Origin of the sequence: Kerstersia gyiorum (assembly GCF_048595715.1) — a bacterium.
Lineage (GTDB): Bacteria > Pseudomonadota > Gammaproteobacteria > Burkholderiales > Burkholderiaceae_B > Kerstersia > Kerstersia gyiorum.
Genome location: NZ_CP169556.1, coordinates 3,090,127 through 3,114,867, shown reverse-complemented (window position 1 = coordinate 3,114,867; position 24,741 = coordinate 3,090,127). Strand labels below are relative to the sequence as shown.

The 24,741-nt window shown below is 64.1% G+C and carries 25 protein-coding genes; 13 read left to right on the top strand and 12 right to left on the bottom strand.

Annotated features, from left to right (window positions below; all coding sequences use genetic code 11):
• Positions 1-14: 14 nt before the first annotated feature.
• Together ispD and ispF are read left to right on the top strand one after the other, a co-directional pair.
• On the top strand, positions 15-707 hold the full coding sequence (ispD, locus tag ACEW7X_RS13635; protein ID WP_068366870.1) for a 2-C-methyl-D-erythritol 4-phosphate cytidylyltransferase: 693 nt from the start codon (positions 15-17) through the stop codon (positions 705-707).
• The gene (ispF, locus tag ACEW7X_RS13630; protein WP_068366868.1) at positions 704-1,195 is read left to right on the top strand and encodes a 2-C-methyl-D-erythritol 2,4-cyclodiphosphate synthase; all 492 of its coding nucleotides are present in this window, start codon (positions 704-706) and stop codon (positions 1,193-1,195) included. Before ispD ends, ispF begins: the two co-directional genes overlap by 4 nt.
• Positions 1,196-1,237: 42 nt before the next feature.
• Here ispF and ACEW7X_RS13625 read toward each other — a convergent pair whose 3' ends face one another.
• The 3 genes from ACEW7X_RS13625 to ompR all read right to left on the bottom strand — a co-directional run bounded on the left by ACEW7X_RS13625 (position 1,238) and on the right by ompR (position 4,000).
• Positions 1,238-1,777, bottom strand: a complete 540-nt coding sequence (locus tag ACEW7X_RS13625) for a redoxin domain-containing protein (protein WP_068367738.1) — start codon at positions 1,775-1,777, stop codon at positions 1,238-1,240.
• Positions 1,778-1,875: 98 nt separating this feature from the next.
• The gene (locus ACEW7X_RS13620) at positions 1,876-3,153 is read right to left on the bottom strand and encodes a sensor histidine kinase (protein WP_238591296.1); all 1,278 of its coding nucleotides are present in this window, start codon (positions 3,151-3,153) and stop codon (positions 1,876-1,878) included.
• Between the two features lie 109 nt (positions 3,154-3,262).
• The gene (gene ompR, locus ACEW7X_RS13615; RefSeq protein WP_068366864.1) at positions 3,263-4,000 is read right to left on the bottom strand and encodes a two-component system response regulator OmpR; all 738 of its coding nucleotides are present in this window, start codon (positions 3,998-4,000) and stop codon (positions 3,263-3,265) included.
• Between the two features lie 227 nt (positions 4,001-4,227).
• Here ompR and tsaB point away from each other — a divergent pair, with 227 nt between their 5' ends.
• Together tsaB and ACEW7X_RS13605 are read left to right on the top strand one after the other, a co-directional pair.
• Positions 4,228-5,460 carry a tRNA (adenosine(37)-N6)-threonylcarbamoyltransferase complex dimerization subunit type 1 TsaB gene (gene tsaB, locus ACEW7X_RS13610; protein WP_253595298.1) on the top strand — a complete coding sequence of 411 codons (1,233 nt, stop codon included), beginning with the start codon at positions 4,228-4,230 and terminating at the stop codon, positions 5,458-5,460.
• Positions 5,412-6,437, top strand: coding sequence for a uracil-DNA glycosylase (locus tag ACEW7X_RS13605; protein ID WP_416054044.1), 1,026 nt, complete (start codon positions 5,412-5,414; stop codon positions 6,435-6,437). Before tsaB ends, ACEW7X_RS13605 begins: the two co-directional genes overlap by 49 nt.
• A 71-nt stretch (positions 6,438-6,508) precedes the next feature.
• Here the strand turns inward: ACEW7X_RS13605 and lplT are convergent, their stop codons facing one another.
• Positions 6,509-7,813: a lysophospholipid transporter LplT gene (lplT, locus tag ACEW7X_RS13600; protein WP_068366858.1), complete on the bottom strand. Its 1,305-nt coding sequence runs from the start codon at positions 7,811-7,813 to the stop codon at positions 6,509-6,511.
• 383 nt (positions 7,814-8,196) lie between these two features.
• Between lplT and smc the strand changes: the two genes are divergently transcribed.
• From smc to ACEW7X_RS13570, 6 genes are all read left to right on the top strand, one after another.
• Positions 8,197-11,727 carry a chromosome segregation protein SMC gene (gene smc, locus ACEW7X_RS13595; RefSeq protein WP_420177311.1) on the top strand — a complete coding sequence of 1,177 codons (3,531 nt, stop codon included), beginning with the start codon at positions 8,197-8,199 and terminating at the stop codon, positions 11,725-11,727.
• A gap of 108 nt (positions 11,728-11,835) precedes the next feature.
• Positions 11,836-12,963, top strand: a complete 1,128-nt coding sequence (locus ACEW7X_RS13590) for a cell division protein ZipA C-terminal FtsZ-binding domain-containing protein (RefSeq protein ID WP_068366854.1) — start codon at positions 11,836-11,838, stop codon at positions 12,961-12,963.
• Entirely contained in the window at positions 12,960-15,092 is a 2,133-nt protein-coding gene (ligA, locus tag ACEW7X_RS13585; RefSeq protein WP_068366852.1) for an NAD-dependent DNA ligase LigA, read from the top strand. Before ACEW7X_RS13590 ends, ligA begins: the two co-directional genes overlap by 4 nt.
• A gap of 191 nt (positions 15,093-15,283) precedes the next feature.
• Positions 15,284-15,907 (top strand): LemA family protein, encoded by a 624-nt coding sequence (locus ACEW7X_RS13580; protein WP_127775066.1) that lies wholly within the window; start codon positions 15,284-15,286, stop codon positions 15,905-15,907.
• Positions 15,908-15,951: 44 nt separating this feature from the next.
• Positions 15,952-16,896, top strand: coding sequence for a TPM domain-containing protein (locus tag ACEW7X_RS13575; RefSeq protein WP_420177310.1), 945 nt, complete (start codon positions 15,952-15,954; stop codon positions 16,894-16,896).
• Positions 16,877-17,377 (top strand): TPM domain-containing protein, encoded by a 501-nt coding sequence (locus ACEW7X_RS13570; RefSeq protein WP_238591277.1) that lies wholly within the window; start codon positions 16,877-16,879, stop codon positions 17,375-17,377. Before ACEW7X_RS13575 ends, ACEW7X_RS13570 begins: the two co-directional genes overlap by 20 nt.
• Positions 17,378-17,513: 136 nt before the next feature.
• Here the strand turns inward: ACEW7X_RS13570 and ACEW7X_RS13565 are convergent, their stop codons facing one another.
• From ACEW7X_RS13565 to msrB, 4 genes are read right to left on the bottom strand one after another with little or no spacing between them, the layout of a single operon-like run.
• The gene (locus tag ACEW7X_RS13565) at positions 17,514-18,296 is read right to left on the bottom strand and encodes a peptidylprolyl isomerase (protein ID WP_068366849.1); all 783 of its coding nucleotides are present in this window, start codon (positions 18,294-18,296) and stop codon (positions 17,514-17,516) included.
• A gap of 10 nt (positions 18,297-18,306) precedes the next feature.
• Complete coding sequence (locus tag ACEW7X_RS13560) at positions 18,307-18,591, bottom strand: BolA family protein (protein WP_253099675.1); 285 nt, start codon at positions 18,589-18,591, stop codon at positions 18,307-18,309.
• Positions 18,575-19,144 (bottom strand): septation protein A, encoded by a 570-nt coding sequence (locus ACEW7X_RS13555; RefSeq protein WP_068366845.1) that lies wholly within the window; start codon positions 19,142-19,144, stop codon positions 18,575-18,577. Before ACEW7X_RS13555 ends, ACEW7X_RS13560 begins: the two co-directional genes overlap by 17 nt.
• Before the next feature lie 16 nt (positions 19,145-19,160).
• Positions 19,161-19,565, bottom strand: a complete 405-nt coding sequence (gene msrB, locus ACEW7X_RS13550; RefSeq protein WP_068366843.1) for a peptide-methionine (R)-S-oxide reductase MsrB — start codon at positions 19,563-19,565, stop codon at positions 19,161-19,163.
• A 77-nt stretch (positions 19,566-19,642) separates the two neighbouring features.
• Between msrB and ACEW7X_RS13545 the strand changes: the two genes are divergently transcribed.
• The 3 genes from ACEW7X_RS13545 to ACEW7X_RS13535 all read left to right on the top strand — a co-directional run bounded on the left by ACEW7X_RS13545 (position 19,643) and on the right by ACEW7X_RS13535 (position 21,659).
• A complete protein-coding gene (locus ACEW7X_RS13545) occupies positions 19,643-20,320 on the top strand; it encodes an energy-coupling factor ABC transporter ATP-binding protein (RefSeq protein ID WP_068366841.1) in 678 nt (225 codons plus the stop codon).
• Between the two features lie 61 nt (positions 20,321-20,381).
• Complete coding sequence (locus ACEW7X_RS13540) at positions 20,382-20,993, top strand: energy-coupling factor transporter transmembrane component T family protein (RefSeq protein ID WP_068366839.1); 612 nt, start codon at positions 20,382-20,384, stop codon at positions 20,991-20,993.
• A 117-nt stretch (positions 20,994-21,110) separates the two neighbouring features.
• Positions 21,111-21,659, top strand: a complete 549-nt coding sequence (locus tag ACEW7X_RS13535) for a biotin transporter BioY (RefSeq protein ID WP_068367732.1) — start codon at positions 21,111-21,113, stop codon at positions 21,657-21,659.
• 26 nt (positions 21,660-21,685) lie between these two features.
• On the opposite strand, the gene ACEW7X_RS13530 is transcribed toward ACEW7X_RS13535, so the two are convergent.
• From ACEW7X_RS13530 to ACEW7X_RS13515, 4 genes are all read right to left on the bottom strand, one after another.
• Positions 21,686-22,402, bottom strand: a complete 717-nt coding sequence (locus tag ACEW7X_RS13530; protein WP_068366837.1) for an ABC transporter ATP-binding protein — start codon at positions 22,400-22,402, stop codon at positions 21,686-21,688.
• A 132-nt stretch (positions 22,403-22,534) separates the two neighbouring features.
• A complete protein-coding gene (nth, locus tag ACEW7X_RS13525; RefSeq protein ID WP_068366835.1) occupies positions 22,535-23,170 on the bottom strand; it encodes an endonuclease III in 636 nt (211 codons plus the stop codon).
• Entirely contained in the window at positions 23,167-23,865 is a 699-nt protein-coding gene (gene rsxB / locus ACEW7X_RS13520) for an electron transport complex subunit RsxB (protein WP_083969350.1), read from the bottom strand. The genes nth and rsxB overlap by 4 nt, the downstream gene beginning before the upstream one ends.
• An 81-nt stretch (positions 23,866-23,946) precedes the next feature.
• The gene (locus ACEW7X_RS13515) at positions 23,947-24,723 is read right to left on the bottom strand and encodes a ferredoxin--NADP reductase (protein ID WP_130486594.1); all 777 of its coding nucleotides are present in this window, start codon (positions 24,721-24,723) and stop codon (positions 23,947-23,949) included.
• Between the last annotated feature and the right edge of the window lie 18 nt (positions 24,724-24,741).

The following is a 24,741-nucleotide window of genomic DNA, read 5'->3' as shown; positions in this document are numbered from 1 at the left end:
ATAAAATCCCTGGCATGACAGAGAAACTGATTGCGATCGTTCCCGCCGCCGGGGTCGGGAAACGCGCCAGCCGGCATGATGGCGATGTGCCGAAACAATACCGCCAACTACGCGGCGAACCCGTGCTGCGCCTGGCGGTGCAGGCCTTGCTGGCGGATGCACGGGTGAGCCAGGTGCGGGTCGCGGTGGCGCCCGGCGACGGCTGGGCAGCCGAAGCGCTGGCCGGCCTGCCCAGGGTCGAGTGCCGTCCTTGCGGCGGCGTCGAACGCGCCGATACCGTGGCCAATGCGCTCGCCGATGCGGCGTTGCATGCCGGCCTGGGCGAGCGCGACTGGGTTTTGGTGCATGATGCCGCCAGGCCGGGCCTGCCGGTGCAGGCCCTGGCACGCCTGATAGACGCCTGCCTGGCCGATGCCTGTGGCGGCCTGCTGGCCCTGCCGGCGGCAGATACCGTCAAGCAGGGCCGAGAAAGGGTGGCACGCACTCTGCCTCGTGATGAAATATGGCTGGCGCAGACGCCGCAGATGTTTCGTGCCGGTCTGCTGCGCCAGGCGCTGGCCGAAGCACGCGCCGCTGGCGTGGCCGTCACGGATGAGGCCAGCGCAATGGAGGCGGCGGGACATGCGCCGTTGCTGGTAAGAGGGTCGCCGCGTAATGCCAAGCTGACCTGGAGCGAAGATTTTGAATGGATGGAGAATTGGGGATGAGTATTCCGTTTCGCGTGGGCCAGGGGTTTGACGTACATGCGCTGGTCGAGGGCCGCCCGCTGATCATCGGTGGCGTGACGATTCCGCATACGCATGGTCTGGCCGGGCATTCGGATGCCGACGTGTTGCTGCACGCCGTGACCGATGCTGTACTGGGCGCGGCGGGCCTGGGTGATATCGGCCGGCATTTTCCCGATACCGATCCGGCATTCAAGGGAGCGGACAGCCGCGTGCTGTTGCGCGAGGCGTTTGCGCGGGTACGTGCCGCTGGCTGGGAAGTCGTCAACGTGGATGCGACGGTACATGCCCAGGCGCCGAAGATAGGCCCGCATGCCGCGGCGATGGTGGCCAATATCGCTGCTGATCTCGCCCTTGAGGCTGGCGCCGTGAATGTGAAGGCCAAGACCAACGAGCATCTGGGTTACCTGGGCCGCAAGGAAGGGATTGCGGCCACGACGGTGGCTCTGCTGGCACGCCGCCAGAACTGAGGCCAGGCGTGGTGCGCGGTCCGGCTGCGCAGGCTGTCCGGGTCAGCCGCCGATGGGACGGTTGCAGACGCTGGGTTCGTCGGTCAGCAGTGCATCCAGCACGCGCAGCACTTCTTCCGGGTTGCGGCCTACCTTCAGGCTGTTGACCGAAATGTGCTGGATCACGTTGTCCGGGTCGACGATCAGGGTGGCGCGCAGTGCCACGCCCTGGCTGCGTTCGCGGATGCCCAGCTGGTCGATCAGGGAACCGGACGTATCGGCGAACTGGTGATGCTGGATGCGCGCCAGTTCGTTTTGTTCGCGGCGCCAGGCCAGCTTGACGTGTTCATTGTCGCTGGAGCCGCCCAGCAGGATGGCATCGCGTTCTTCGAAGGCTTCGGCCAGGGCATCGAAGCCGACGATTTCCGTCGGGCAGACCGAAGAAAAGTCCTTGGGGTAGAAATAGATGACTTTCCACTTGCCGGGAAAGGTGCTTTCGGTGATGTCTTCGAAGGCCGAAACGCCGTTTTCCTCCGCCAGGGTAAAGCCAGGCTTGACGCCGATAATGCGAAACGAGTCGAGTTTGTCGCCGATGGTTTTCATCAAAATCTCCCAGGAGTCCCAAAGCGTCAGGATGACGCTCGCTGGAAGCATTCTACGCGAGAGCCAGGGCTGGAGATAAGAGCGTGCCGGGGGGGGCGTCAGCTTTGCTGGGGGCGTGGCAGTTCGATGCGGACCAGCAGGCCCGAGGGGTCGTTTTGCAACAGGTTCAGGCGTCCGCCGATCTGGCTCAGCAAGCGTTCGACGATGGACAACCCCAGGCCGGCCCCGCTGACGCCGGTGCGCGCGCTTTCGCCGCGCGAGAACGGGCGCAGCATCTTGGCGCTATCGGAAAGCGGTATGCCTGGGCCCTGGTCGGAAACGTCGATGCGCAGCCATTTGCCCTGTACGCTGGCGGACAGGTTGATATGGGCCCGGCCGTCACCGGACAGGCCATAGCGCCTGGCGTTCTCGATGAGGTTGGTGATGATGCGCTTGAGGTCGAAATCCGAGATGCGGGCGTAAAGATCTGGGGCGATATCCGCTTGCAGGGTACCGCCCAGCGCTTCGGTATGGCTGCGTTCGCGCTGGTAGATTTCGTGCAGTACGTCCGAGACGAAAGTGACTTCCTGGCCGGATGTGCCGGCAGGGCGGGCGTAATCCATGAGCTGGCCGATACAGCGTTCGATCTGGCCGAGATCCTGGTCGATATTCTGCAGCGTATCTTCAGACACTCCGCTCATTTCGATTTCCAGGCGCAGCCGCGCCAGCGGCGTACGCAGGTCATGAGAGAGGCCGGCCAGCATCAGTTCCCGGTCTTCTTCGCTCTGGCGCAACTCATGCGCCATGCGGTTGAAGCTGGCATTGATGCGGCGCAGTTCTTCCGGGCCGCCTTCGGGCAGCGGCAAAGGAGTGGAGCCACGCGATAGTTCCTGCACGGCCTTGGCCAGGCGTGACAGCGGGCGGTTGACGAAGCCCACACTGATGGCTGCACCTATCAGCGAGAGGATGAGCGCGGTCACCCCCCAGCCTATCCATTCCATCCCGCCTGTCAGGCCGAACTGGTCGCGTTCGAAGACCAGCCAGTAATCCTCATCGTCGATGCGGAAACTGACCCAGATACCGGAGATATTGTTGACGGAACTGGCCAGGCGGATGTCTTCGCCCTGGCGGCTGCGGATCAGCGTGGCGACGCGAGTCCAGTAATCGTCGTGCGGCAGCGCCTGGATATCGTCCTGCTCGGTGCGGGGATAGACCTGCAAGCCTTCATTGGTTGCCAGGTCCAGCAGCAGCCGGCTGCGGGAATCCGGCGCTGAATAGATCAGCGCGGCGCGGGTGATATTGACGGAAGTGACGACTCGCTGCGCCATCTGGTAGGCGCGCGGGCCGATTTCCATGCTGAAGAAGACTTGCAGCCAGGCCAGCAGGCTGGCGATCATCAGCGTGCTGAGTAGCAGGAATGTGCGTCCGAACAGCCCGAGACGGAACAGTCGCGTCCAGCGGGACTGTTCGGCGTGGCGGGCAGTTGGTCGGTTCGGTGCCTGAGTGTCAGTTGCCGCCATCGGGGACGAAGACGTAGCCCAGGCCCCAGACCGTCTGGATGAAGACGGGCTTGGAAGGATTCGGCTCGATCAGCTTGCGCAGGCGCGAAATCTGCACGTCCAGGCTGCGGTCGAAGGCTTCGTATTCGCGGCCACGGGCCAGTTCCATCAGTTTGTCGCGCGACAGTGGTACCTTGGGATGGCGTGCGAAAACTTTCAGGACCGAGAACTCGCCCGTGGTGATGGGCACGGTTTCGCCGTTGCGCATCAGGGTGCGGGTGGAGAGATTCAGGGTATAGGGACCGAATGCGACGGACTCGTTTTCCTGGCTGGGCGCGCCGGGATGCTCTTCGGCGCCACGGCGGCGCAGGATCGCATTGATGCGGGCCAGCAGTTCACGCGGGTTGAACGGCTTGGACAGGTAGTCGTCAGCACCCATTTCCAGGCCCAGGATGCGGTCGATTTCTTCCGCCTTGGCCGTCAGGATGATGATAGGCGTATTGTCATGCGCGCCACGCAGCCGGCGACAGATCGAAAGACCATCTTCCCCGGGCAGCATCAGGTCGAGCACCAGCAGGTCGAAATGCTCACGTTGCCACAGGCGCGCCATCTCCTTGGAATCTTCAGCCACAAAAACATTGAAGCCTTGTTCCGAAAGGTAACGGCGCAGCAGGTCGCGCAGACGGGGATCGTCATCGACGACCAGCAGTTTGCGAGGAGTTGGAGGCGTTTGTGGTGTAGGCATGGCGTAAATGTAACAGCGGGCTAAAAGGGGGCCAAAGGGGCTTACTTAACGTTACACAAGTGTAAGTTTCGCCACAAGTGGCAGCTCAGCATATCCTTCTGTAGAGCGCTCGGCGCGCCAGTAGTTCCTTGCCTGCTCCTGTTCCGGACGGATGTCAGGGTCAGTGGCCTGCCCGGCGTGACGATTCCATCTGCCCGTTTCCGGGCTGCATTCCTTACAATCCTGGAATGGACATCAATCTGATCAGTTTTGAAACCTCGGGGCCGCGTTGCAGCGTGGCATTGCTGCGCGCTTCTGCTGGGGCCATCCGTAGTATAGCGACGCGCAGCCATGATGGGGGACAGGATCATGGGCAGCAGATACTGCCTCTGGCCAGCAGCCTGCTGCGCGATGCCGGCCTGACGGTGGCCAGCCTGCATGGCGTGGCTTTCGGGCAGGGGCCTGGCGGCTTTACCGGCTTGCGCGTGGCTTGCGGCGTGGCGCAGGGCGTCGCCTACACGCTGGACGTGCCAGTGCTGCCGGTGGTGTCCAATCTGGCAGTGGCTGCAGCAAGCAGCGCTGCACCAGGACAACTGGTAATGACGGCGCTGGATGCACGCATGGATGAGGTCTATCTGGCGGTCTACCGCGCGCCGGCGCAGGCTGGTGCCGCCTGGCAGGAATTGCTGGCGCCGCAGCTGGTTGCCGCAGCCGACGCCGTGCCCTGGGTGGAAAGCCTGTTGCCGGGCTGGCAAGCCAGCCACGGCGCTGGTGTCGCTGCGCCGTTGTGGGCTGGTGATGGATGGCGGCTGACCCAGGCTGGTGTCAGGTTCGCGCCGGAATTGCTGGCTTTGCGCCCAGAGGCGGAAATCGTGGCGCGGCTGGGCCTGGAAGCCTTGCTGCGCGGCGAGGGGCGGCCGGCGCCCGAAGCCATGCCGCTATACGTGCGGGATAAAGTGGCTTTCACGACGGCCGAGCGCGCCAAGGGCGATGGCGGCAATCCCAGGGCGTCCGCACCTATTTATGTGCAGGCCATGGGTGCCGCGCATTTGGACAGCGTGGTCGATCTCGAGGCCCAGGTACAACTGCATCCGTGGACGCGCCGCAATTTCGAGGATGCGCTGGCTGCCGGCTATGACGCCTGGGTGCTGTGCGAAGGCGATGCCGTCGTTGGCTTCTATATCGCCATGCTGGCGCCGGATGTCTCGCATTTGCTGGCCGTGGCCGTTGCGCCCGAGCGCCAGCGCCGTGGATGGGGCTGGCGTCTGCTGGAGCATTTTTCGCAGCGCGCCGCCGAGGCGGGGCTGGAAGGCTTGCTGCTTGAAGTTCGGCCGTCCAATACCGGGGCGTTGGCGCTGTACCGCCGTTTCGGTTTCGAGCAGATCGGTGTGCGCAAGGGCTATTACGAAGCGGGCACGGAACGGGAGGACGCCTGGGTATTCCAGAAGCGCCTGCCAGTGGCTGCAGGGAGCCAGGCGTGAGCGAGCCGCAGGTGTCCGTATCGTCCATGCAGCGCCTTTGGCTCAAGGAAATGGGCGTTGGGCGCTGGCTGTTGCCCGAGCCGCCGCGCCGTCCGGCACCGCCGGCCGATGCGGGCGTGCAGGTGGCGACGGCAGCCGCTGCGCCGTCCGGCCCGGCCGAAGCCCGCCGGCCTGCGGACGACGCCAGCGGCCAGGTACGTCGCAGCGGTGCTGGCGATGCGCTGGCTCTGCTGGCTGCCGGTCGCGACAGGCAGGCGGGCCGTCCGGCCGCTGCGCGCCCTGGTGCGCCTGCGGCAGTGTCCCTGGCGCAGGCGCCACAAGCCGGACAGTCCGTGGCCCAGGCGCCGGCGCAAAGAGTGGATCAGCCGGGCGGTGAGCCTGTCGTGATGGCGGAGCGTGGGCCGCTGGCCCAGGATATGGAGGGTCTGCGCGAGCAGGTGCTGGCCTGTACCGCCTGCGATCTATGCAAGACGCGGCGCCAGGCAGTATTTGGCGACGGCGCTTTCCCGGCACGCTGGATGGTGATCGGCGAAGCGCCCGGGGAGCAGGAAGACCGCCAGGGTTCGCCGTTTGTCGGGCGGGCCGGGCAATTGCTGGATTCCATGTTGGCCGCCGTCGACCTGCAACGCGGGCGCGAGGTTTTCATTGCCAACGTGATCAAGTGCCGGCCACCAGCGAACCGCAATCCCAGGCCGGAAGAAATCGCCGCGTGCAGTCCTTATCTGATGAAGCAGATTGAGCTGATCAAGCCTGAAGGCATTCTGGTGCTGGGGCGCTTTGCCGCCCACACGTTATTGCAGACTGAGGCTTCCATTGGCAATCTGCGCGGCCGTGTACACGCCTGGCGCGATGGCAGTGGCAGGGATATTCCGCTGGTGGTCAGCTATCACCCGGCCTATCTGTTGCGCAGCCCTCATGCCAAGGCAGCAGCCTGGCAAGACTTGCGGCTGGCGGTGGCGCAGGCGCCGCAGGGCTGATTTTCCGGCCCAGGCGTCAAGTGCCGCAGCGACGGGCGTGGCCCGTCGGCTGCTCGCTTGCCTGAGGCCGCTTACTTCAGCGCCTGCCCGTGTCCGGTCTGCCCAATCTGGGCTTCCAGGCTGGGGTCGCGGTGCAGCATCAGCTTGCAGGTCACGATGATCAGGGTCATCAGGCCGAACACGGCCAGGCCGAAGATGGTGATGATGGTGTTGATGTGCAGTTCCATCTTGAGCAGCAGGGTGTACAGCGCCACCATGAACAGGATATTGATCTGTTCATTGAAGTTCTGCACGGCAATGGAGTGCCCCGCAGACAGCAGTACGTGGCCCCGGTGTTGCAGCAGCGCATTCATCGGCACGACGAAGTAGCCGGCGGCCGCCCCGATCAGGAACAGCAGGGTGTAGACCGTGTAGGTAGCGCTGACCATGGGCATGCACAGCACCAGCAGCCCCATGACAGCGCCCAGCGGCAGGACGACCAGGGATTTTTGCAGCGGCAGGCGGCCGGCCAGAATCGCGCCCACGACCGTGCCGAACGCGGAAATGCCCATCAGCACCGAAGCCTGGTCCAGTCGCAGGCCCAGGTGGGCGTGGCCCCATTCGATGACGATCAGCTGCAGCGTGGCGCCAGCCCCCCAGAACAGCGTAGTGATGGCCAGGGAAATGCGGCCCAGCTTGTCGAGCCAGAGGATGCCCACGTAGCCGAAGAAGGTGCGCAGCAGTACCGAGATCTGCCGGGGTTGCTTGGGATAGTAGTAGCCGGTGTGGGGGATCAGCAGATTGCAGATCGCAGCGCCGACATAAATGAAGACAATACAGAAGATGGCCGCTTCAGCCGGCGTGGACAGGAAGCTGCCCAGGGGCGTTTGGGTCAGCAGCAGGCTGGAAACATGCGGCGAAATCAGCGCGCCGCCCAGCACTGTGCCGATGATGATGGACGTCACGGTCAGGCCTTCGATCCAGCTGTTGCCCTTGACCAGGAGCGAGGGGGGCAGCATTTCTGTGACGATGCCGTATTTGGCCGGAGAGTAGGCGGCGGCACCGATGCCGACCAGGGCGTAGGCGCCACAGATCAGCCAGGTTTGCTGCACGGACGACATGCCGAAACAGGTATAGGCCAGCATGATGATGCAGCCCAGTGTCTTGAGGGCGTTGGTCATCAGCATGACCCGGCCTTTGGGAACGGAGTCCGCAAAAGCCCCGACGAAAGCGGCCAGCAGGACGTATGCCAGGGCAAACCACCATTTCAGCATTGGCGCCATCCAGTCGGGGCCGGACAGTTCCTGGATGAGCGCGAGGGCGGCAATGAAAAGCGCGTTGTCGGCCAGCGATGACAAAGCCTGCGCGGCCATGACCAGATAAAAGCCTCTTTTCAAGCAGCTGCTCCCGGATGTGTAAGGTATTGGTGCCAATGAACGTCAAAGTGTAAACAAATGCCGGTTTGCCTGGAGGCTGTTTTTTTTGCCAGGGGGGCATTACCGTCCGTTCGGTGGGGGAGTATAGCCCCCATGAAGCGTACGGGTTTTACGTGACGTGCGCGCAAGGGCCGCGCCTGGGGGCTGGATAGGGGGGATCGGGGCAGGGCCGGCGGGCGTAATAATCCGGTAAAAGAGCGTAAATGTACCGTGATGGGTGAGAATTGAATCTGGTGGCGCAAGGCGCTGCGTTATCATTGCAGATTGATTCCACGGGCTTGCCGCTGCAAGGCGTTGCGAGGGTCCGCTGGAGAGAACAATGACCTGCTTCTGGCTTTCCTACCGTGCGTCTTACGCAGATCAAGCTTGCTGGCTTCAAATCCTTCGTTGACCCGACAGTGATACCGGTGCCCAGCCAACTGGTGGGCGTCGTCGGGCCGAATGGCTGTGGCAAATCCAATATCATCGACGCGGTGCGTTGGGTGCTGGGCGAGACGCGTGCTTCCGAGTTGCGCGGCGAGTCCATGCAGGACGTGATTTTCAATGGCTCGGGCCAGCGCCGCCCGGCCGGCCGGGCGTCGGTGGAATTGGTGTTCAGCAATGATGCCGGCCGCGCAGTGGGCCAATGGAGCACCTACGCCGAAATCGCGGTGCGCCGCGTGCTGACCCGCGATGGCGCCAGCAGTTATTTCATCAATAACCAGCAGGTGCGCAGGCGCGACATCCATGATCTGTTCCTGGGCACGGGCCTGGGGGCGCGTGGCTATGCCATCATCGGGCAGGGCATGATCAACCGGCTGATCGAAGCCAAGCCGGAAGAGTTGCGGGTCTATCTCGAGGAAGCCGCAGGCGTGTCGCGCTACAAAGAGCGCCGCCGCGAGACCGAGAACCGCCTGTCCGATACCCGCGAGAACCTCACCCGGGTCGAGGATATCCGCCGCGAACTCGATACCCAGCTGGAAAAGCTCGAGGCCCAGGCTGAAGTGGCGCGGCATTATCGTGCGTTGCAGGAAGACGGCGAGCGCAAACAGACCTTTCTCTGGTACGTCCGGGAGCAGGCGGCGCGTGACGAGCAACGTGCCCGTGCCCGCGAGACGGAACAGGCGCAAAACGAGCTGGAGGCGGCAGTTGCCGCCTTGCGTGCCGGGGAAACCGATCTGGAAAGCCGGCGCCAGGCCCATTACGCCGCCAGTGATGCGGTACATGCGGCGCAAGGCAAGATGTACGAAGCCAATGCGCAGGTCAGTACGCTGGAAGCGGAAATCCGCCATGTCGTGGATTCACGCAATCGCCTGCAAGGTCGGCAAGCGCAATTGCAGGCTCAGATGGAAGAGTGGCTGTCTCAGCGCGAGCACTGTGAAAGTCAGATCACGGCCACGGAAGACGAGCTGGAGGCCGGCGCTGCCTTGACCGAGGAAGCGCAGATTGCCGCCGCACAGGCCCAGGATGAACTGCCGGATATCGAGCGGCGGGTGCGTGACGCGGCGGTCCGGCGCGAAGTTCTGCGCACTGAATTGTCCAAGCTGGAACAACAACTGGCCCTGTCGGCGCAATCGCAACGCGACGCCGACCGCCAGTTGCAGGATCTGGCACTGCGCCGGGAAAGGCTGGAGCAGGAGTCACGCGGCCTGGAGCGGCCGGACCCGCAGCGCCTGGAGCAATTGCGCGGCGAATGCGAGGTGCTTGAAGGCAGCCTGGAAGAAGCGCAGGCAGTGTTGGCCGAGCTCGAAGTGCGCCTGCCCGAGGCCGATTCGGCGCGGATACAGGCGCAGGCTGCAGCGCAGCACGAAGCCCAGGCGCTGGCGCGCCTGGAGGCCCGTCACGCGGCTTTGGGCAAGTTGCAGGAAGATGTGGAAAAGCAGGGCACGTTGGCGCCCTGGCTCGCCAAGCACGAGCTGGAGAGCCTGCCGCGGCTGTGGCGTGAACTGAAGGTGGCGCCGGGTTGGGAAACGGCACTGGAGGCCAGCCTGCGCGAGCGCATGGCGGCCTTGCCCGTCAGTCGTTTGGACTGGGTGCGTGCTTTTGTGAATGACCCACCACCGGCGCGGCTGGCGTTCTATCAGTTGCCGGGCTCGCCGGTAGCGCCGGCGAGCCCGGCTGGCTTCACCGCGCTGTCGTCGCTGCTGCAGTTGTCCGACCCTATCCTGCGCTCCTTGTTGCAGGATTGGCTGCAGGGCGTTTTTACGGCCGAAGATATGGAGCAGGCGCTGGCGCGGCGCGGCAGCCTGCCGCCTGGCGCCGTGCTGGTGCTGCGCAGCGGCCATATGGTCGATGCGCATGGTGTGCGCTTTTATGCCGCCGATTCCGAGCAGGCCGGGATGCTTGCGCGGCGCCAGGAACTGGAAAACCTGCAGAAGGAAGCGCGTGCGCAGCGCCTGCTGGCGGATGCCGCCAAGGATCGCGTGGCCCAGGCAGAGGCGGCTTGGCGGCAAGTTGGCGAAGCCATGGCCCCGGCGCGGCAGCGCGTTGCAGAGGTAACGCGCCGCCTGCACGACGTGCAGCTTGAACATACCCGCATGCAGCAATTGGCGGCGCAATCCGGCGAGCGTGCTGCACGCCTGCAGGAAGACCTCGAGGAAATCGCTGCATTGCAGGAAGAGTGGCGCGGCGCCCGGGCGGAAGCGGAAGAGCGCTTTGAACGCCTGGATGAGGAACTGGGCGAGCAGCAGTCACGCTATGCCGACCTGGAAATTGCCGATGAAGCCCTGGTCGCCAGTGCGGATGCCGCGCGATCCAGGTTGCGCGATCTGGACCGGCGCGCGCAGGAAGCGCAATTTGCAGAGAAAGGCCTGAAGGCGCGGCTGGATGAACTGCGCCGCAATCTGCAACTGGCCATCGAGCAGGTGCGGCGGGCCGGCGTGGAGCAGGAACAGTTGCAACAGGATCTGGCCGTGCTGGATGCTTCGGCGGCACAGGCTGGCCTGCAGGATGCGCTGGAAATGCGGGCGGCGGCCGAGGAAGAGCTGACCCGGGCGCGCATCGAGTTGGACAACCTGGCTGCCATGCTGCGTTCCGCCGATGAGCAGCGCATGGTGCGCGAGCGGGCACTGGACCCGTTGCGCGAAAAAATTACGGCGCTGCAACTGCAGGAACAGGCTGCGCGCCTGGCGGTGGAGCAATTCGCCGAACAGCTGGATGCGCGCCAGCTGGTGCGCGAGGCGCTGGCCCGCGAACTTGATGAATTACCGCCGGATTGGCGCAAGGGCAGCTGGCTCCAAAGCGAGGTGCAACGCATTTCCAGGCAGGTCGACAGCCTGGGCGCGGTCAACCTGGCGGCGCTGGAAGAATTGATGACAGCCCGCGAACGCAAGACCTTCCTGGACTCCCAGCATGCTGATCTGCTGGAGGCCATAGAGACCCTGGAGGACGCCATCCGCCGCATCGACCGTGAAACCCGGCAGTTGCTGCAGGAAACTTTCAATATCGTGAATGGTCACTTTGGAGAGTTGTTCCCGCGTCTGTTCGGCGGCGGCGAGGCCAGGCTCACCATGACCGGCGACGAGATTCTCGATGCCGGCATCCAGGTGATGGCGCAGCCGCCGGGCAAGCGCAACAGTACGATCCACCTGTTGTCAGGTGGTGAAAAGGCGCTGACGGCGACGGCGCTGGTGTTCGCGTTGTTCAAGCTGAATCCGGCGCCGTTCTGCCTGCTCGATGAGGTCGACGCGCCGCTGGACGATGCCAACACCGAGCGCTATGCCAATCTGGTCAGCAGCATGAGCGACCAGACACAGTTTCTTTTTATTTCTCACAATAAGATCGCAATGCAGATGGCAAAGCAGTTGGTCGGCGTTACCATGCAGGAACAGGGGGTATCGCGCATTGTGGCAGTGGATATCGACCTGGCGGCCAAGTGGGCTGATGGGGCGGCGTAGCACGCAGGCGCGTGGGCCGGCGTTTGCCGGCAAACGGGGCGGGAATGGAAATCGTCCGGCAAGGGCGCTGGATGCAGGATAGACGCCGGAACAGGCGTGGAGTATGGAATGAGTGATTTGCAGATTGGTTTGATCATCCTGGGGCTGGTGCTGATTGGGGTGCTGCTTGCCTTCAACTGGTGGCAGGACCGCCGTGTGCGCCGCCGCATGCAGCAGCAATTCCAGCCTCCGGCGCACGACCCGCTGCTGGATGCGGATCAGGCCGCTCGCGCCCAGGCTGGTGCAGCGCCCACGGCCGACCCCACGCTGGGGCAGAGCGCTGCCGCGCCGGTCGCGGAACGCCGTGAACCAGGGCTGGGCGGAGATACTCCGGCGCCTGCCACCCCGGCCACCGAATCCGCACCTGCGGCGCCAGTAACGGCACGTGGTGCAGCTGACGTGCCGGCAGATCGGGCAACCGAGGCACTGATTTCCATTGAATTCGCTGCACCAGTGGCGGGAGCCGACCTGCTGGGCGCTGCCCATCCCTTGCGCCAGCAGGCCCGCAAGCCCCTGCGTTTCTTTGCTTTTTCCGCTCAAGGCACCCTGCGCCAGCACCTGACCACCCAGGATTCCTACACCTCCGTGCATATCGCCGTGCAACTGGCCAATCGGGCGGGCGCCATCAGTCCGGCGGAATGGCTGCAGATCTGGTCGCGTGCCCAGGAGATCGCCAAGCGCTGCAATGGCAAGCTGTACGGCCCGGAGCAAGTGGCCGTTCTGGAGCAGGCGGCGCAGCTGGACCGCGTGGCGGCCGCACTGGATGCAGAATTGAGCGTTACCCTGGCGCTGACGGAGCCGCGTCCGGCAGCCGAAGTGCTGGCCGTGGCCCATGAGCTGGGCTTCCAGTCCACTGGCGGCGTCCTGGCCTGGCTGTCCGAGCAGGGGTTGGTGCGTTTCACGCTGGCGCGCGGCGACGGCGCGCTGTTCGAGATGGGGCAGGCGCCGTTGGCTCACCTGAGCCTGTTGCTCGACGTGCCGCGCAGTCCGGCTGACGAGCACGCATTCGGCCGCATGGTGAAGGTCGGCCGCGACCTGGCGCTGCGCCTGGATGCCCATTTGATCGACGACAGCGGCAGGCCGCTGGCCGAGGGTGCCGAGCAGGTCATAGACCAGCAGTTGGTGCGGCTGTACGGCCAACTGGACAAGGCAGGCCTGACGGCCGGTAGTGCGAGGGCGTTGAGGGTGTTTTCGTGAGTTCAGGTTTGACGTTGGAAGCGGCCCGGGAACGGGCCGGGGCATTGCGCAGGGAAATTGAAGGCCACAACCACCGGTATTACGTGCTGGATGATCCCAGTGTGCCGGACGCTGTCTATGACGGCCAGATGCGCGAGCTGGAAGCGCTGGAGGCCGAGTGGGAGGAATTGCGTACGCCGGATTCCCCGACGCAGCGTGTCGGGGCCACGCCATCCTCGGCGTTCGGCAGCGTGCGCCATGCCGTCCCCATGTTGTCGCTGGGCAATGCCTTCAATCGGGAAGAAGTCGAAGCGTTTGACCGTCGTGTCACCGATACCCTGCGTGATGCAGGCCAGTTGGGCCTGGCGGAAGCAGCGGAATATTTCTGCGAGATGAAGTTCGACGGGCTGGCCATCAGCTTGCGCTATGAAAACGGCGTGCTGGTGCAGGCCGCGACGCGCGGCGACGGCTATGAAGGCGAGGATGTCACGCATAACGTCCGTACCATCCGTGCGATCCCCTTGCGTTTGCAGGCATCTGGCCGGGCTGTGCCCGAGGTGCTGGAAGTGCGTGGCGAGGTCCTGATGTTCCGGGAAGATTTCGAGCGCCTGAATCTGGCCCAGCAGGCCCGTAACGAGAAAGTCTTCGTCAATCCGCGCAATGCGGCGGCCGGCAGCCTGCGGCAGCTGGATTCCACGATTACCGCCAAGCGCAATCTGCGTTTCTACGCCTACGGATGGGGAGAATACCGCGCAGGGCAGGATGGTGTGGCGCCGGCAGGCGGCAGCGGTGATCTGTTTGCTGCTGCGTCTGCGGAGGCTGCGGCCCAAGATGCCGCCTTGCCCGCCCGCACGCATAGCGGCATGCTGGCCTGGCTGGCTGAACTGGGTTTGCCGGTCAACAGCAAGTACAACCGGGTTGCACGCGGTGTCGATGGGCTGATGGCCTTCTATAACGAGGTCGGCGCGACGCGTGCCGGGCTCAAGTACGACATCGACGGCGTGGTCTACAAGGTGGATAGCCTGCGTAGCCAGCAGACGCTGGGGTTCGTGGCGCGCGCGCCGCGTTTTGCACTGGCCCATAAATTTCCGGCCGAAGAGGCGCAGACCCGCTTGCTGGATATCGAGGTACAGGTGGGCCGTACTGGCGCCATCACGCCAGTGGCGCGCCTGGCGCCGGTATTCGTCGGTGGCGTGACGGTGACCAATGCCACGCTGCACAACGAAGATGAAATCCGCCGCAAGGATGTGATGATCGGCGATACGGTGATCGTGCGCCGCGCAGGGGACGTGATTCCCGAAGTGGTGCGCCCGTTGCCAGAGCTGCGACCGGCCGATGCGCGTGCATTTGTCATGCCGACGCATTGTCCGATCTGCGGTTCGGCCATCGAGCGGCCCGAGGACGAAACCATCGCACGCTGTTCCGGCGGCCTGTTCTGCGCTGCGCAGCGCAAGCAGTCCCTCTGGCACGCTGCCAGCCGCAAGGCGCTGGATATCGGCGGGTTGGGAGAGAAGCTGATAGAGCAGCTGGTGGACGATGGCCGGGTGCATTCCCTGGCGGATCTGTTCGACTTGCGTGCCGAGCTGCTGGCGTCCTATGACCGCATGGGAGCGAAGTCGGCGGCCAATCTGGTCGCTGCCATAGAGGCTGCACGTCGCCCCACGCTGGGCCGGCTGATTTATGCGCTGGGTATCCGCCATGTGGGTGAAACCACGGCGCGGGACCTGGCAAGGCATTTCGGCAGCATGGAAGCGCTGGCCGATGCCGATCTCGAGGCCTTGCAGCGTGCACCCGACGTCGGTCCGGTGGTGGCGGCGTCCGTGCGGCGTTTCTTCGACGAACCGCATAACCGCGAAGTGCTTGAAGCGCTCAAACGTCATGGCGTCGAGCCGCAGCCGGAAGTGGCGCCGGCTTCGACCGGCTTGACTGGCAAGACATTCGTGCTGACCGGCACGTTTCCACGCTGGACACGCGAGGAAGCCTCGCAACGCATTATCGCGGCTGGCGGCAAGGTGAGCGGCTCGGTGTCGCGCAAGACTTCGTTCGTGGTGGCCGGCGTGGAAGCGGGCAGCAAGTTGACCAAGGCCAGGGAACTGGGGGTCACGGTGCTGGACGAAGACGAGTTGCGTGCCATGCTGGGCGAGCCCTGAGCGGCTTGCCGCCAGGCGGTGTGGCCGGATATTTCCTGTGGCGCACCGCCGTGCTTCCGGCGGCGCGTTGCCGGACGATCGGTTTTTTCTATGGCACTTTGGAATGTGTTGAGCGGTTTTGGCCGCCACGCGCCGGATTTACTGAATATGATCAAGGTCCGGGGATGGTCCCCGGCGGGCAAGGAGTTGAAATGAAACGCATCGCGGCTTTATTCAGCGTGCTGTTGAGCGCGCTGTTTCTCAGTGGTTGTGGCTACAACGCCATTCAGGCGGCCGATGAAAAGGTCAGCGCGGCCTGGTCGGAAGTCCTGAACCAGTATCAGCGCCGTGCCGATCTGATTCCGAATCTGGTCAATACGGTGCAGGGCTACGCAACACACGAGCGCCAGGTGCTGACCGAAGTGACGCAGGCGCGTTCGAAAGTGGGTTCCATGCAGGTCACGCCGGAAATGCTGGAAGATCCGGAACAGTTGGCGCGCTTCCAGGCGGCGCAGTCGCAACTGAGCTCGTCGTTGTCGCGTTTGCTGGTGGTGGCTGAAAACTATCCTGAGCTGAAGGCGGATGCCGCGTTCCGCGATCTGCAGGCGCAGCTCGATGGCACGGAAAATCGTATCACCGTGGCGCGCAACCGGTATGTGCAGGCGGTCCAGGATTACAACGTATTGGTGCGCCAGTTCCCGGCTGTCATTACTGCCAAGATGTTTGGCTACAAGACCAAGGCCAATTTCAGCGTAGAAAACGAGGCCGATATCTCGCGCGCGCCCGTCGTCAACTTCGGCACGGGCAACGCGCCGGCGGCAGGAGCCGCACAGTGATGCAGCGGCCATGCGCAGGCGCGGGCCGGACGTCGGGCACAGGGATGATGCCTGCGCCCGACGGCGTCCTGCACCCGCGCATGGCAGACGCAGGCGTGCCGGACCGCAAAGCGGGCCGGCACGCCCTGCAACACTGCCTGGCCTTGCTGGTCTTGTTGTGCACCGTCCTGTTGCCCGTCCCTGGTTGGTCGCAGGATATCGCCATTCCGCAGCTTAGTGGCCGCGTGCTGGACCGGACGGCTACGCTGAATGCGGAGCAGCAGCGCCAGCTCACCGAAAAACTGGCTGCGCTGGAGCAGGAAAGCGGTGCGCAGATTGCCGTGCTGATCGTTCCCACGACCGGAGATGACAGTATTGAACAGTATGCCGTGCGGGCATTTGAAACCTGGAAGCTGGGGCGCAAGGATGTCGATGACGGCATACTGGTGGTGGTTGCCAAAGACGATCGCGCCATGCGCATCGAAGTGGGCTACGGGCTGGAAGGCGTGGTGACGGATACCCGTGCCAGCCGCATCATCCGTGAACAGATGGCGCCGCGTTTCGCCCAGGGGGATTTCGCCGGTGGGCTGCATGGCGCCGTGGAGCAGCTGGCGCTGCTGGTACGTACCGGCGAGTTGCCTGCGCCGCAGGGGCAGCCTTCTGGCGAGTCCTCTGACAGCAGTGGTGAATCCTGGGGCGTGGGCCTGCTCGAAAGCCTGGTGCTTCTGGTCATCCTGGTATTCAAGGCCGTGCCCGGTCCCATTGCAGGTGTGGCCATCTTCTTTCTGACCGGCAGCATCTGGCTGGGCATTGGCGCTGCCGTGCAGGTCATGGTGCTCAACCAGTTGTTGCATCGTGTGCAGGGGACCGCAGTGCGCCGCGGCGGTTCGTCCCGTGGCGGGTTTTCTTCGGGCAGTTGGGGCGGCCGATCCTCGGGGTCCAGCCGTGGCGGCGGGTTTCGGGGCGGCGGTGGCCGTAGCGGAGGTGGCGGTGCATCCGGTCGTTGGTAAGTGCCTGAGGGCCGTCGGTTGGAGCAACCTGCATGGTCGCTGGTTGAGGTCGCGCCATTTTCCGCCAGCCGTGCTCAAGCAGCTCGAACAGCGAATTAGCGAGAGTGAAACCCGCCATGCCGGAGAACTGGTGCTGGCCGTCGAGCAGGCCTTGCCTGATTCCCAGCCCGATAGCCTGGCGCGGGCGCTGGAGGTCTTCGGCCGCCTGCGGGTCTGGGATACGCCACGGCGCACCGGCGTGCTGCTTTATCTGTGCCTGGGCGACCACAGCATAGAACTGGTGGCCGATCGGGGCGTGAACGTGGCCAAGGAAGATTGGGCCATGCTGTGCGCCAGCCTGCAAGCCTATCTGGCGCGCGGAGAGTTCGCGGCCGGCCTGGAAATGGCGATTGCCGGTATAGAAACCCGGCTTGAATACTGCTGCCCGATATCGGACCGTGAAGACAGCGAAGGCCTGCCGAACGCCCCGGTCGTGCTCTGAGCGCGGCTGAAGGCTGCGGTCTTGGCAGCCCCGACTCATGCGGTTGTGCCTTGCCTGTCCCTTGTTGACGTTCCTATGAAAACACCCGGTTGCAGCCAGGGCCGCAACCGGGTGTGCAGTCAAACCGCGACTGGAATCAGTTTTCCTGAATCTTTGCCTTTTCCACCAGGTCCTGCTGGTACTTGGAGAGGGCCTGCTGGCGCAGCATCTGTTCGATCTGCGGGCGCACTTGTTCCAGCGGCGGGAAGGCCACCGGGCGCACGTCTTCCAGTTCGATGATGTGCCAGCCGAAGTCGCTCTTGACCGGCGCGGCGCTCATCTGGCCCTTTTGCAAGGCGGTCACGGCGTCAGCGAAGGGCTTCACATAGTTGGTTGCGGCACCCCAGCCCAGATCACCGCCACGCTGGGCGCTGCCCGGGTCACGCGAGTATTTCTTGGCCAGGTCGGCGAAGCTGCTCTTCTTGTCCTTCAGCTGCTTCTGGACGTCCTGTGCAGTTTTCTCGTCTTCCACCAGGATGTGACGAACCTTGTATTCCTGCTGGTTGCCCTGTTCGGCCTTGACCTTGTCGTACTCGGCCTGGATGGCGGAGTCGGAAACCGGGTTCTTTTCCAGGTAGTCGTCCATCAGGCCGCGCACCAGAATGCCCTGACGAGCCAGTTCGATTTCGGTGACGATTTCAGGCTTGCTGCCGACCTTGGCGCTTTCGGCCGCTTGCACCAGCACCTGGCGATTGATCAATTCCTGCTTGACCTGTTCGCGCAGCTGCGGCGAATCCGTGGCGCCCTGGTCGACCAGCAAGGAGATGAATTGGTCGAAGTCTTTCTGGGAGATGGGTTTCCCGTTGACGGTCGCGATGTTCTGGGCGTAGATCGGCGCCGAAATGGCGGCTGCTGCGAGCAGTACGGCAAAGCGTTTCATGAAGATCCTTTCAGGAGGCCTGCGTTTCCAGCGCAAGCGCGTGGATAGGGTGCGGAATCAAATCGCGTAGGCGATCATACACGAGGCGATGGCGCGCCACATGGGAAAGCCCGGTAAAACCTGCCGCTGCGATTTTTACCCGCAAATGCTTGGCGCCGCCCTGAGCGCCGGCATGTCCGGCGTGCAGGTGCGACTCATCGAGTATGACCAGGCTGGAAGGATGCAGTTCCTGCAAACGTTCAGTCAGTACTGCCTGAAGTGTTTCAAAATCCGCCATCTCAATAATTCTCGTCATTGGCGGCGCCCTTGCCATTGTCCTGCATATGGCGGCCCAGCCAGATGGATTGGATGACGACAAAGACCAGCATCAGGATCATCAGGCCGAAGACCTTGAAGTTGACCCACTGTTCTTCTGAGAAATGGCCGGAAAATGCCACGTACAGGTTGAGTGCGCCGGCTACCAGGAAGAACAGTATCCAGCTGGCGTTCATCTTTTCCCAGGCGTGGTCGGGCATGGATACCTTTTCCCCAAGCAGCTTCTTCAGCAGGTTCTGGCCCCGCAGCAGCCGGGCGCCCAGCAGGGCGGCGGCGAATAGCCAATACAGCGCCGTGGGTTTCCACTTGATGAAGGCCGGGTCGTTCAGCCAGAGGGTGGCGCCGCCAAATACCACGATGATGCCTAGCGTGAGCCATTGCATCATTTCGATGGGTTGGCGCCGGACGCGCATCCAGAGGATTTGCAGCACGGCTGCGGCGACGGCCACGGCGGTTGCTACCTGGATGTCGGCAAAGCGGTAGGCGACGAAAAACAGCAGCAGGGGGAACAGGTCGAACAGGAATTTTTTCATGCTGGGGCGCGCGCGTTCAGGGCTCGCGGTTTTCGGGTTCGAAGGTCAGGGCAAGGGAATTGATGCAATAGCGCCTGCCAGTCGGTGGCGGGCCATCGGGAAAGACATGCCCCAGGTGGGCATCGCAGATATTGCAGAGCACCTCGGTGCGTACCATGCCATGGCTGGTGTCGACTTCTTCGCGCACATATTCCGGCACGATGGGGTCGAAATAGCTGGGCCAGCCACAGCCGGCGTCGAACTTGGTGTCCGAGGCGAACAGGGCTGTGCCGCAACAGACGCAGCGGTAGATGCCGGGCGTGGCGGTATCCCAGTAGCGGCCCGTGAAGGCGCGTTCGGTGGCCTTGCGGCGGGTGACGGCAAATTCCTCGGGGCTGAGCTGCTCGCGCCACTCTTCCTCGGTTTTATGGACTTTCTGCATAAACAGTGCGTGATCGGCCTGGTAGTTTAAAGACTAATGAAAGGCTTTGGGAGACGCTTGGTGCATAATCGCCCCTCATGTTAATCGAGTTTGAAAACGTCGGCGTCGAAACCCCCTCGGGCTGTGTGCTGGACGGCATCGGCATTGCGCTGTCCGAGCGTCGCATTGGTATTGCCGGGCCCAATGGCGCAGGCAAGAGTACGTTTGCGCGCCTGCTCAACGGCTTGCGCATGCCGACGCGTGGCCAGGTGCGGGTCGACGGGCTGGATACCCGCAGGCAGACCGCGCAGGTACGCCAGCGCGTAGGCTTCATGTTCCAGAATCCTGAAAACCAGATCGTATTTCCGGTCGTCAGCGAAGACCTGGCATTCAGCCTGCGTGCGGCCGGGCTGGATGCCGCAGCGCGCCAGGCGCGTATCGAAGCGCAACTGGCCGATCTCGGCATTGCGCATTTGCTCGAACGGCCTGCCCATGCGCTTTCCGGGGGGGAGCGGCAATTGGTGGCGCTGGCGGCCGTGCTGTTGATGCAGCCGGCACTGCTGGTGTTCGACGAACCGACCACTCAGCTGGATTTGCGGCACCGCAATCGTTTCGAAAGCCTGCTGGCGCGTTTGCCGCAGCAGGCCGTGGTTGTCAGCCATGACCTGGATCTGCTGGCGGGCTGCGATCGTGTCCTGGTCATAGAGGCCGGCCGGGTGGCTGCCGACGATACGCCAGCGGCGGCGCTGTCCTGGTATCGGCGGCATTGTGGCTGAGACGGGCCATGAGTAAACCCAAGGCTGGCATCGGGTCGTGCCATGAGAACGGAGGGCGGGCATGATGCTGTCGCTGTATGTGCCGGGTGACAGCTGGCTGCATCGCCTGCCTGCCGGCTGGAAGCTGGCGCTCTTGTGCCTGGCAGGGCTGGTGGTTTATGTCATCACCCAACCGTTGGCCCTGGCGGTGGCGCTGGTTTTGTCAGCCATCCTGCTGTGGCGTTCGGGGGCGGGCTGGGTGCGTATCTGGCGCCAGGGGCGGGCGTTGCTGAGCCTGATTCTGTTGCTGTGCCTGTTCATGGCGATATTCGATAGCGCTGCGCGGGCAGGTATTGCCGCGCTGCGGGTGGGCGCCGTCTGCATGTTGGGCATGGCGGTCACTTTCACCACGCGCAGCGGGGATTTGCTGCGCGTGGTGGAGCGCCTGCTGCAGCCCTTGCAGCGGCGTGGCTGGGTGGACGCTGGCCGGGTGGCGTTGGCCATCGGGCTGGTGTTGCGTTTTGTACCGGAAATCCTGCGCCAATACGGCGAATTGCGCGAGGCCCAGCAGGCACGGGGGCTGAAGGCCAATGCCGTGGCGTTGCTGGTGCCGCTGATCGTGCGCACCTTGCGGCGGGCCGAGGAAATATCCGATGCCATCGACGCCAGGGACGGCGGCGGACGGCAACACTGAGGCCGCAGCTGGCCTGGCTGGCAGCCGCCGTCCGGTACGACCTGTCTGTGTTGCGGGTTCTTCACTAAAATGCGCCAGCCGGCAGGCGCTTGCCGGAATCACGGAGAAACAGTTGTGCTGAAGACCAAAGATCTTGTCCTGGTGGCGCTTTTTGCCGCCATCATCATCGTGCTGGGCGTCATGCCGCCCATCGCCTTGCCATTGGTTCCAGTGCCTTTGACCCTGCAGACGCTGGGGGTGATGCTGGCTGGCCTGATGCTGGGGCCGTGGCGCGGCCTGATGGCGGTGGTGCTTTATCTATTGCTGGCCGCAGCCGGCCTGCCTGTCCTGACCGGCGGGCGTGGTGGCCTGGGCGCGTTCATGGGGCCCAGCGGCGGCTTCCTGCTGGGCATGCTGGCGGGCAGCTGGGTCGTGGGCTACCTGGCGAGACGTGCCGCCTATCATCAGAAGGAACTGCTGCATGCGGTCTCGGGCTATGCGCTGTCGGCCTTCATCGGTGGCGTGTTGGTGGTCTACCTGTTCGGCGTGCCGGGCATGGCGCTGGCCTTGAATATGAGCCTGCAGCAGGCGCTGATGGCAGCCCTGATGTTCCTGCCCGGTGACATCATCAAGGTGCTGATTGCTGCCTGGCTGACGTTCCGCGTGCGGCGCATCTATCCGCTGTAAGCAGGCTGTTTGCATATGGCTGGGGTTCAGACCCCCAGCTGCTGCATCAGGTTTTCCTGGCGCGAAGCGAGTTCCGCAGCCGGGAAGTGGTCGACGATCATGCCGTTTTCCATCACGTAGAATCGGTCGGCCAGGTAGGAGGCAAAGGGGAAGTTCTGTTCGATGAGCAGAATGCTGTAGCCCCGCCGCTTGAGCGCCGCAATGCTGTCCGCCATGGCTTCGATGATGACGGGAGCCAGGCCTTCGGAAACTTCGTCGAGCAGGAGCAGGTTGGCCTGGGTGCGCAGGATGCGCGCCAGTGCCAGCATCTGCTGTTCGCCGCCCGATAGCCGGGTGCCGGGCGTATGGCGGCGTGCCTCAAGATTGGGGAACAGCTGATAGATGTCCTGCAAAGGCATGGCCTGGCCGCCGGGCACTGGTGTTTCGGGCGGCAGCATCAGGTTTTCCTCGCAACTCAGGCTGGCGAAAATGCCGCGCTCTTCCGGGCAGTAGCCTGCGCCCAGGCGGACAATACGGTGTGGCGGCAGCGCAATGGCCTCGGTGCCGTTGACCAGTACCGAGCCGCTGCGCCGTACGTCCAGTCCCATGATGGCGCGCAGTGTCGTGGTGCGGCCCGCGCCGTTGCGGCCCAGCAAGGCCACGGCCTCCCCGCGCGGGACGGTCAGGTCGACGCCGCGCAGCACATGGACATTGCCGTACCAGGCATGCAGGTCTTTCAGAACAAGGGCAGGACTGTCGGTCATGATGATTCCAGGGGTGGCGTCAGGCCCGGCGCGCCATCTGCCAATCATAGACGGAAACGGTGATGCTCAAGCATGGCAGGGCGGGTCGTCACCGGCCGATGGCAGCGCGCAGGCTCCTGCCGCAGAGGCGGTTCAGGCAGTGGTCTTTTCCTTGAAGTCGCACAGGTCCGAAACGCCGCACTGGGGGCATTTCGGCTTGCGTGCGACGCAGACGTAGCGGCCATGCAGGATCAGCCAGTGGTGGGCGTCCTGCTTGTACTTGCGCGGGACGACACGTTCCAGCCGTTGCTCCACCGCGACGACATCTTTGCCGGGTGCCAGGCCGGTGCGGTTGGAGACGCGGAAAATATGGGTGTCGACAGCAATGGTGGGCATGCCGAATGCGGTATTGAGCACGACATTGGCGGTCTTGCGTCCCACGCCGGGCAGGGATTCCAGCACGGCGCGGTCGGGCGGCACCTCACCGCCGAAGCGTTCCTGCAGGATGCGGCTGGTGGCCACGGCATTCTTGGCCTTGGTGCGGTAGAGCCCGATGGTCTTGATGTACTCGGCCAGTCCTTCTTCGCCCAGCGCCACCAGCCCGGCGGCCGTGCCATGCTCTGGAAAGAAGCGCCGTGTGGCGATATTGACGGATTTGTCCGTGGCTTGGGCGGACAGCAGCACGGCAATCAGCAATTGAAAGTTGCTGCTGTATTCCAGTTCGGTGGTGGGATGAGGATTGGCGGCCTGGAAGCGGGCGAACATCTCCTCGCGCTGGGCCTGGTTCATGGCGTGTCGCCGCCTGGTGCAGCCGGTGCTGCGCGGCGGGCGCGGGCGCGAGCCAGAACATCGGCAATGACGGCGCGTTTGCGGGTATCGGCGCTGGCGCCACCAACGGGTGCAGGCGTACCGGAAGGCGCATTGGCCGTTGCAGCGGCGGCCAGGGGAATCGGCGGCAGCGCCGGCGCCTGCTGGCTGGCCTGGCGCAGGCGCTGCCGCCGGCTCTGGCTGGCTTGATGGCGTTGGCGCGCGATATCGGCGTCGCCGCGCTGCCAGTCTCGGCCGGCAGGCACCATGGCGATGCAATCGACCGGACAGGCCGGCAGACAGAGCTCACAGCCGGTGCACCAGTCTTCCAGCACCGTGTGCATGCGCTTGTTGGCGCCGACGATGGCATCGACCGGACAGGCGGTGATGCACAGCGTACAGCCGATGCAGTGCTTTTCTTCGATGACGGCCAGGTGGAAACCGTTGAACTCGCCACAGGACGGGTCCAAGGGCAGGGCCGGACGGTCCAGCAGGCTGGCCAGGGCGTCGACGCCTGCGGTTCCGCCGGGTGGGCAGCGGTTGATTTCCGCGTCGCCAGCGGCGATGGCATCGGCATACGGACGGCAGCCGTCATACCCGCATTGCGTGCATTGGGTTTGCGGCAACAGGGCGTCGATACGGAGGGCCAGCCGGGGGCCGGACAGGGGATCGGACATAAGCGGGACGGAAAGGACAAGGACCAGAACAGATAGGGCCACAAAGAAAAACGGGGCTGGCGCCCGATGACGCCAGCAGGATTACCAGTAGTTTTCGACGGCGAGGTTGCCGGCATTGCCCCGCCGGCCGGGCGCGAAACCGCGTGCGGAGAGCAGTTTGCGGGTGTCGGCGACCATATCCGGGTTGCCGCACAGCATGATGCGGGAACGGGCCGGGTCCAGGGTGACGCCGGCAAGCTGTTCCAGACGGCCATCCTCGAACAGGTGCGTCAGCCGCGCCTGGGGATGGTTGCCATAGGCTTCCCGCGTGGGCAGAGGCAGATAGATCAACTGGCCTTGATGGCGGCGCGCCAGGGCTTCGATTTCCTCGCGGTAGGCCAGTTCCGCGACTTCGCGAACGCCATGGGCCAGGATGACGCGGGGGAAGCGCTGCCATAGCGCCGGGTCGCGCAGCATGGACAGATAGGCGGACAGGCCGGTGCCGGACGCCACCAGCCATATGTCTTCGCCGTCGACGAAGCGCTCCAGCGTCAGGAAGCCAAAGACCGTGCGGTCGATATACAGGCTGGCGCCGGGCGCAAGCTGGGCCAGACGCGTGCTGAAATCGCCTTCGGGCACGACGACGGAGTAGAACTCCAGTTCCGCTTCGTCGGGGGCGGACACCATGGAATAGGCGCGCCAGATCGTGGGTGCTGCGTCATCGGCGGATTCCTCGGGCAACCCCAGGCGGGCGAACTGGCCCGGCTGGAAACTGAAACCCTCAGGACGGCTGACCCGCACGGAAAACAATTTGCCCGGCATCCATTCGGTGCGGGACAGCAAGGTTTGCCGGGTGTATTTGTCAGCGTCGGTGCTCATGGCTTTCCTGGTTGGCCA

Bases quoted from the DNA above. Each gene is read 5' to 3' on its own strand.
- ispD (WP_068366870.1), top strand. From the start codon at position 15: ATGACAGAGAAACTGATTGCGATCGTTCCCGCCGCCGGGGTCGGGAAA.
- ispF (WP_068366868.1), top strand. From the start codon at position 704: ATGAGTATTCCGTTTCGCGTGGGCCAGGGGTTTGACGTACATGCGCTG.
- ACEW7X_RS13625 (WP_068367738.1), bottom strand. From the start codon at position 1,777: ATGAAAACCATCGGCGACAAACTCGACTCGTTTCGCATTATCGGCGTC.
- ACEW7X_RS13620 (WP_238591296.1), bottom strand. From the start codon at position 3,153: ATGATCGCCAGCCTGCTGGCCTGGCTGCAAGTCTTCTTCAGCATGGAA.
- ompR (WP_068366864.1), bottom strand. From the start codon at position 4,000: ATGCCTACACCACAAACGCCTCCAACTCCTCGCAAACTGCTGGTCGTC.
- tsaB (WP_253595298.1), top strand. From the start codon at position 4,228: ATGGACATCAATCTGATCAGTTTTGAAACCTCGGGGCCGCGTTGCAGC.
- ACEW7X_RS13590 (WP_068366854.1), top strand. From the start codon at position 11,836: ATGAGTGATTTGCAGATTGGTTTGATCATCCTGGGGCTGGTGCTGATT.
- ACEW7X_RS13580 (WP_127775066.1), top strand. From the start codon at position 15,284: ATGAAACGCATCGCGGCTTTATTCAGCGTGCTGTTGAGCGCGCTGTTT.
- ACEW7X_RS13575 (WP_420177310.1), top strand. From the start codon at position 15,952: ATGATGCCTGCGCCCGACGGCGTCCTGCACCCGCGCATGGCAGACGCA.
- ACEW7X_RS13565 (WP_068366849.1), bottom strand. From the start codon at position 18,296: ATGAAACGCTTTGCCGTACTGCTCGCAGCAGCCGCCATTTCGGCGCCG.
- ACEW7X_RS13560 (WP_253099675.1), bottom strand. From the start codon at position 18,591: ATGACGAGAATTATTGAGATGGCGGATTTTGAAACACTTCAGGCAGTA.
- ACEW7X_RS13555 (WP_068366845.1), bottom strand. From the start codon at position 19,144: ATGAAAAAATTCCTGTTCGACCTGTTCCCCCTGCTGCTGTTTTTCGTC.
- msrB (WP_068366843.1), bottom strand. From the start codon at position 19,565: ATGCAGAAAGTCCATAAAACCGAGGAAGAGTGGCGCGAGCAGCTCAGC.
- ACEW7X_RS13545 (WP_068366841.1), top strand. From the start codon at position 19,643: ATGTTAATCGAGTTTGAAAACGTCGGCGTCGAAACCCCCTCGGGCTGT.
- ACEW7X_RS13540 (WP_068366839.1), top strand. From the start codon at position 20,382: ATGATGCTGTCGCTGTATGTGCCGGGTGACAGCTGGCTGCATCGCCTG.
- ACEW7X_RS13530 (WP_068366837.1), bottom strand. From the start codon at position 22,402: ATGACCGACAGTCCTGCCCTTGTTCTGAAAGACCTGCATGCCTGGTAC.
- nth (WP_068366835.1), bottom strand. From the start codon at position 23,170: ATGAACCAGGCCCAGCGCGAGGAGATGTTCGCCCGCTTCCAGGCCGCC.
- rsxB (WP_083969350.1), bottom strand. From the start codon at position 23,865: ATGTCCGATCCCCTGTCCGGCCCCCGGCTGGCCCTCCGTATCGACGCC.
- ACEW7X_RS13515 (WP_130486594.1), bottom strand. From the start codon at position 24,723: ATGAGCACCGACGCTGACAAATACACCCGGCAAACCTTGCTGTCCCGC.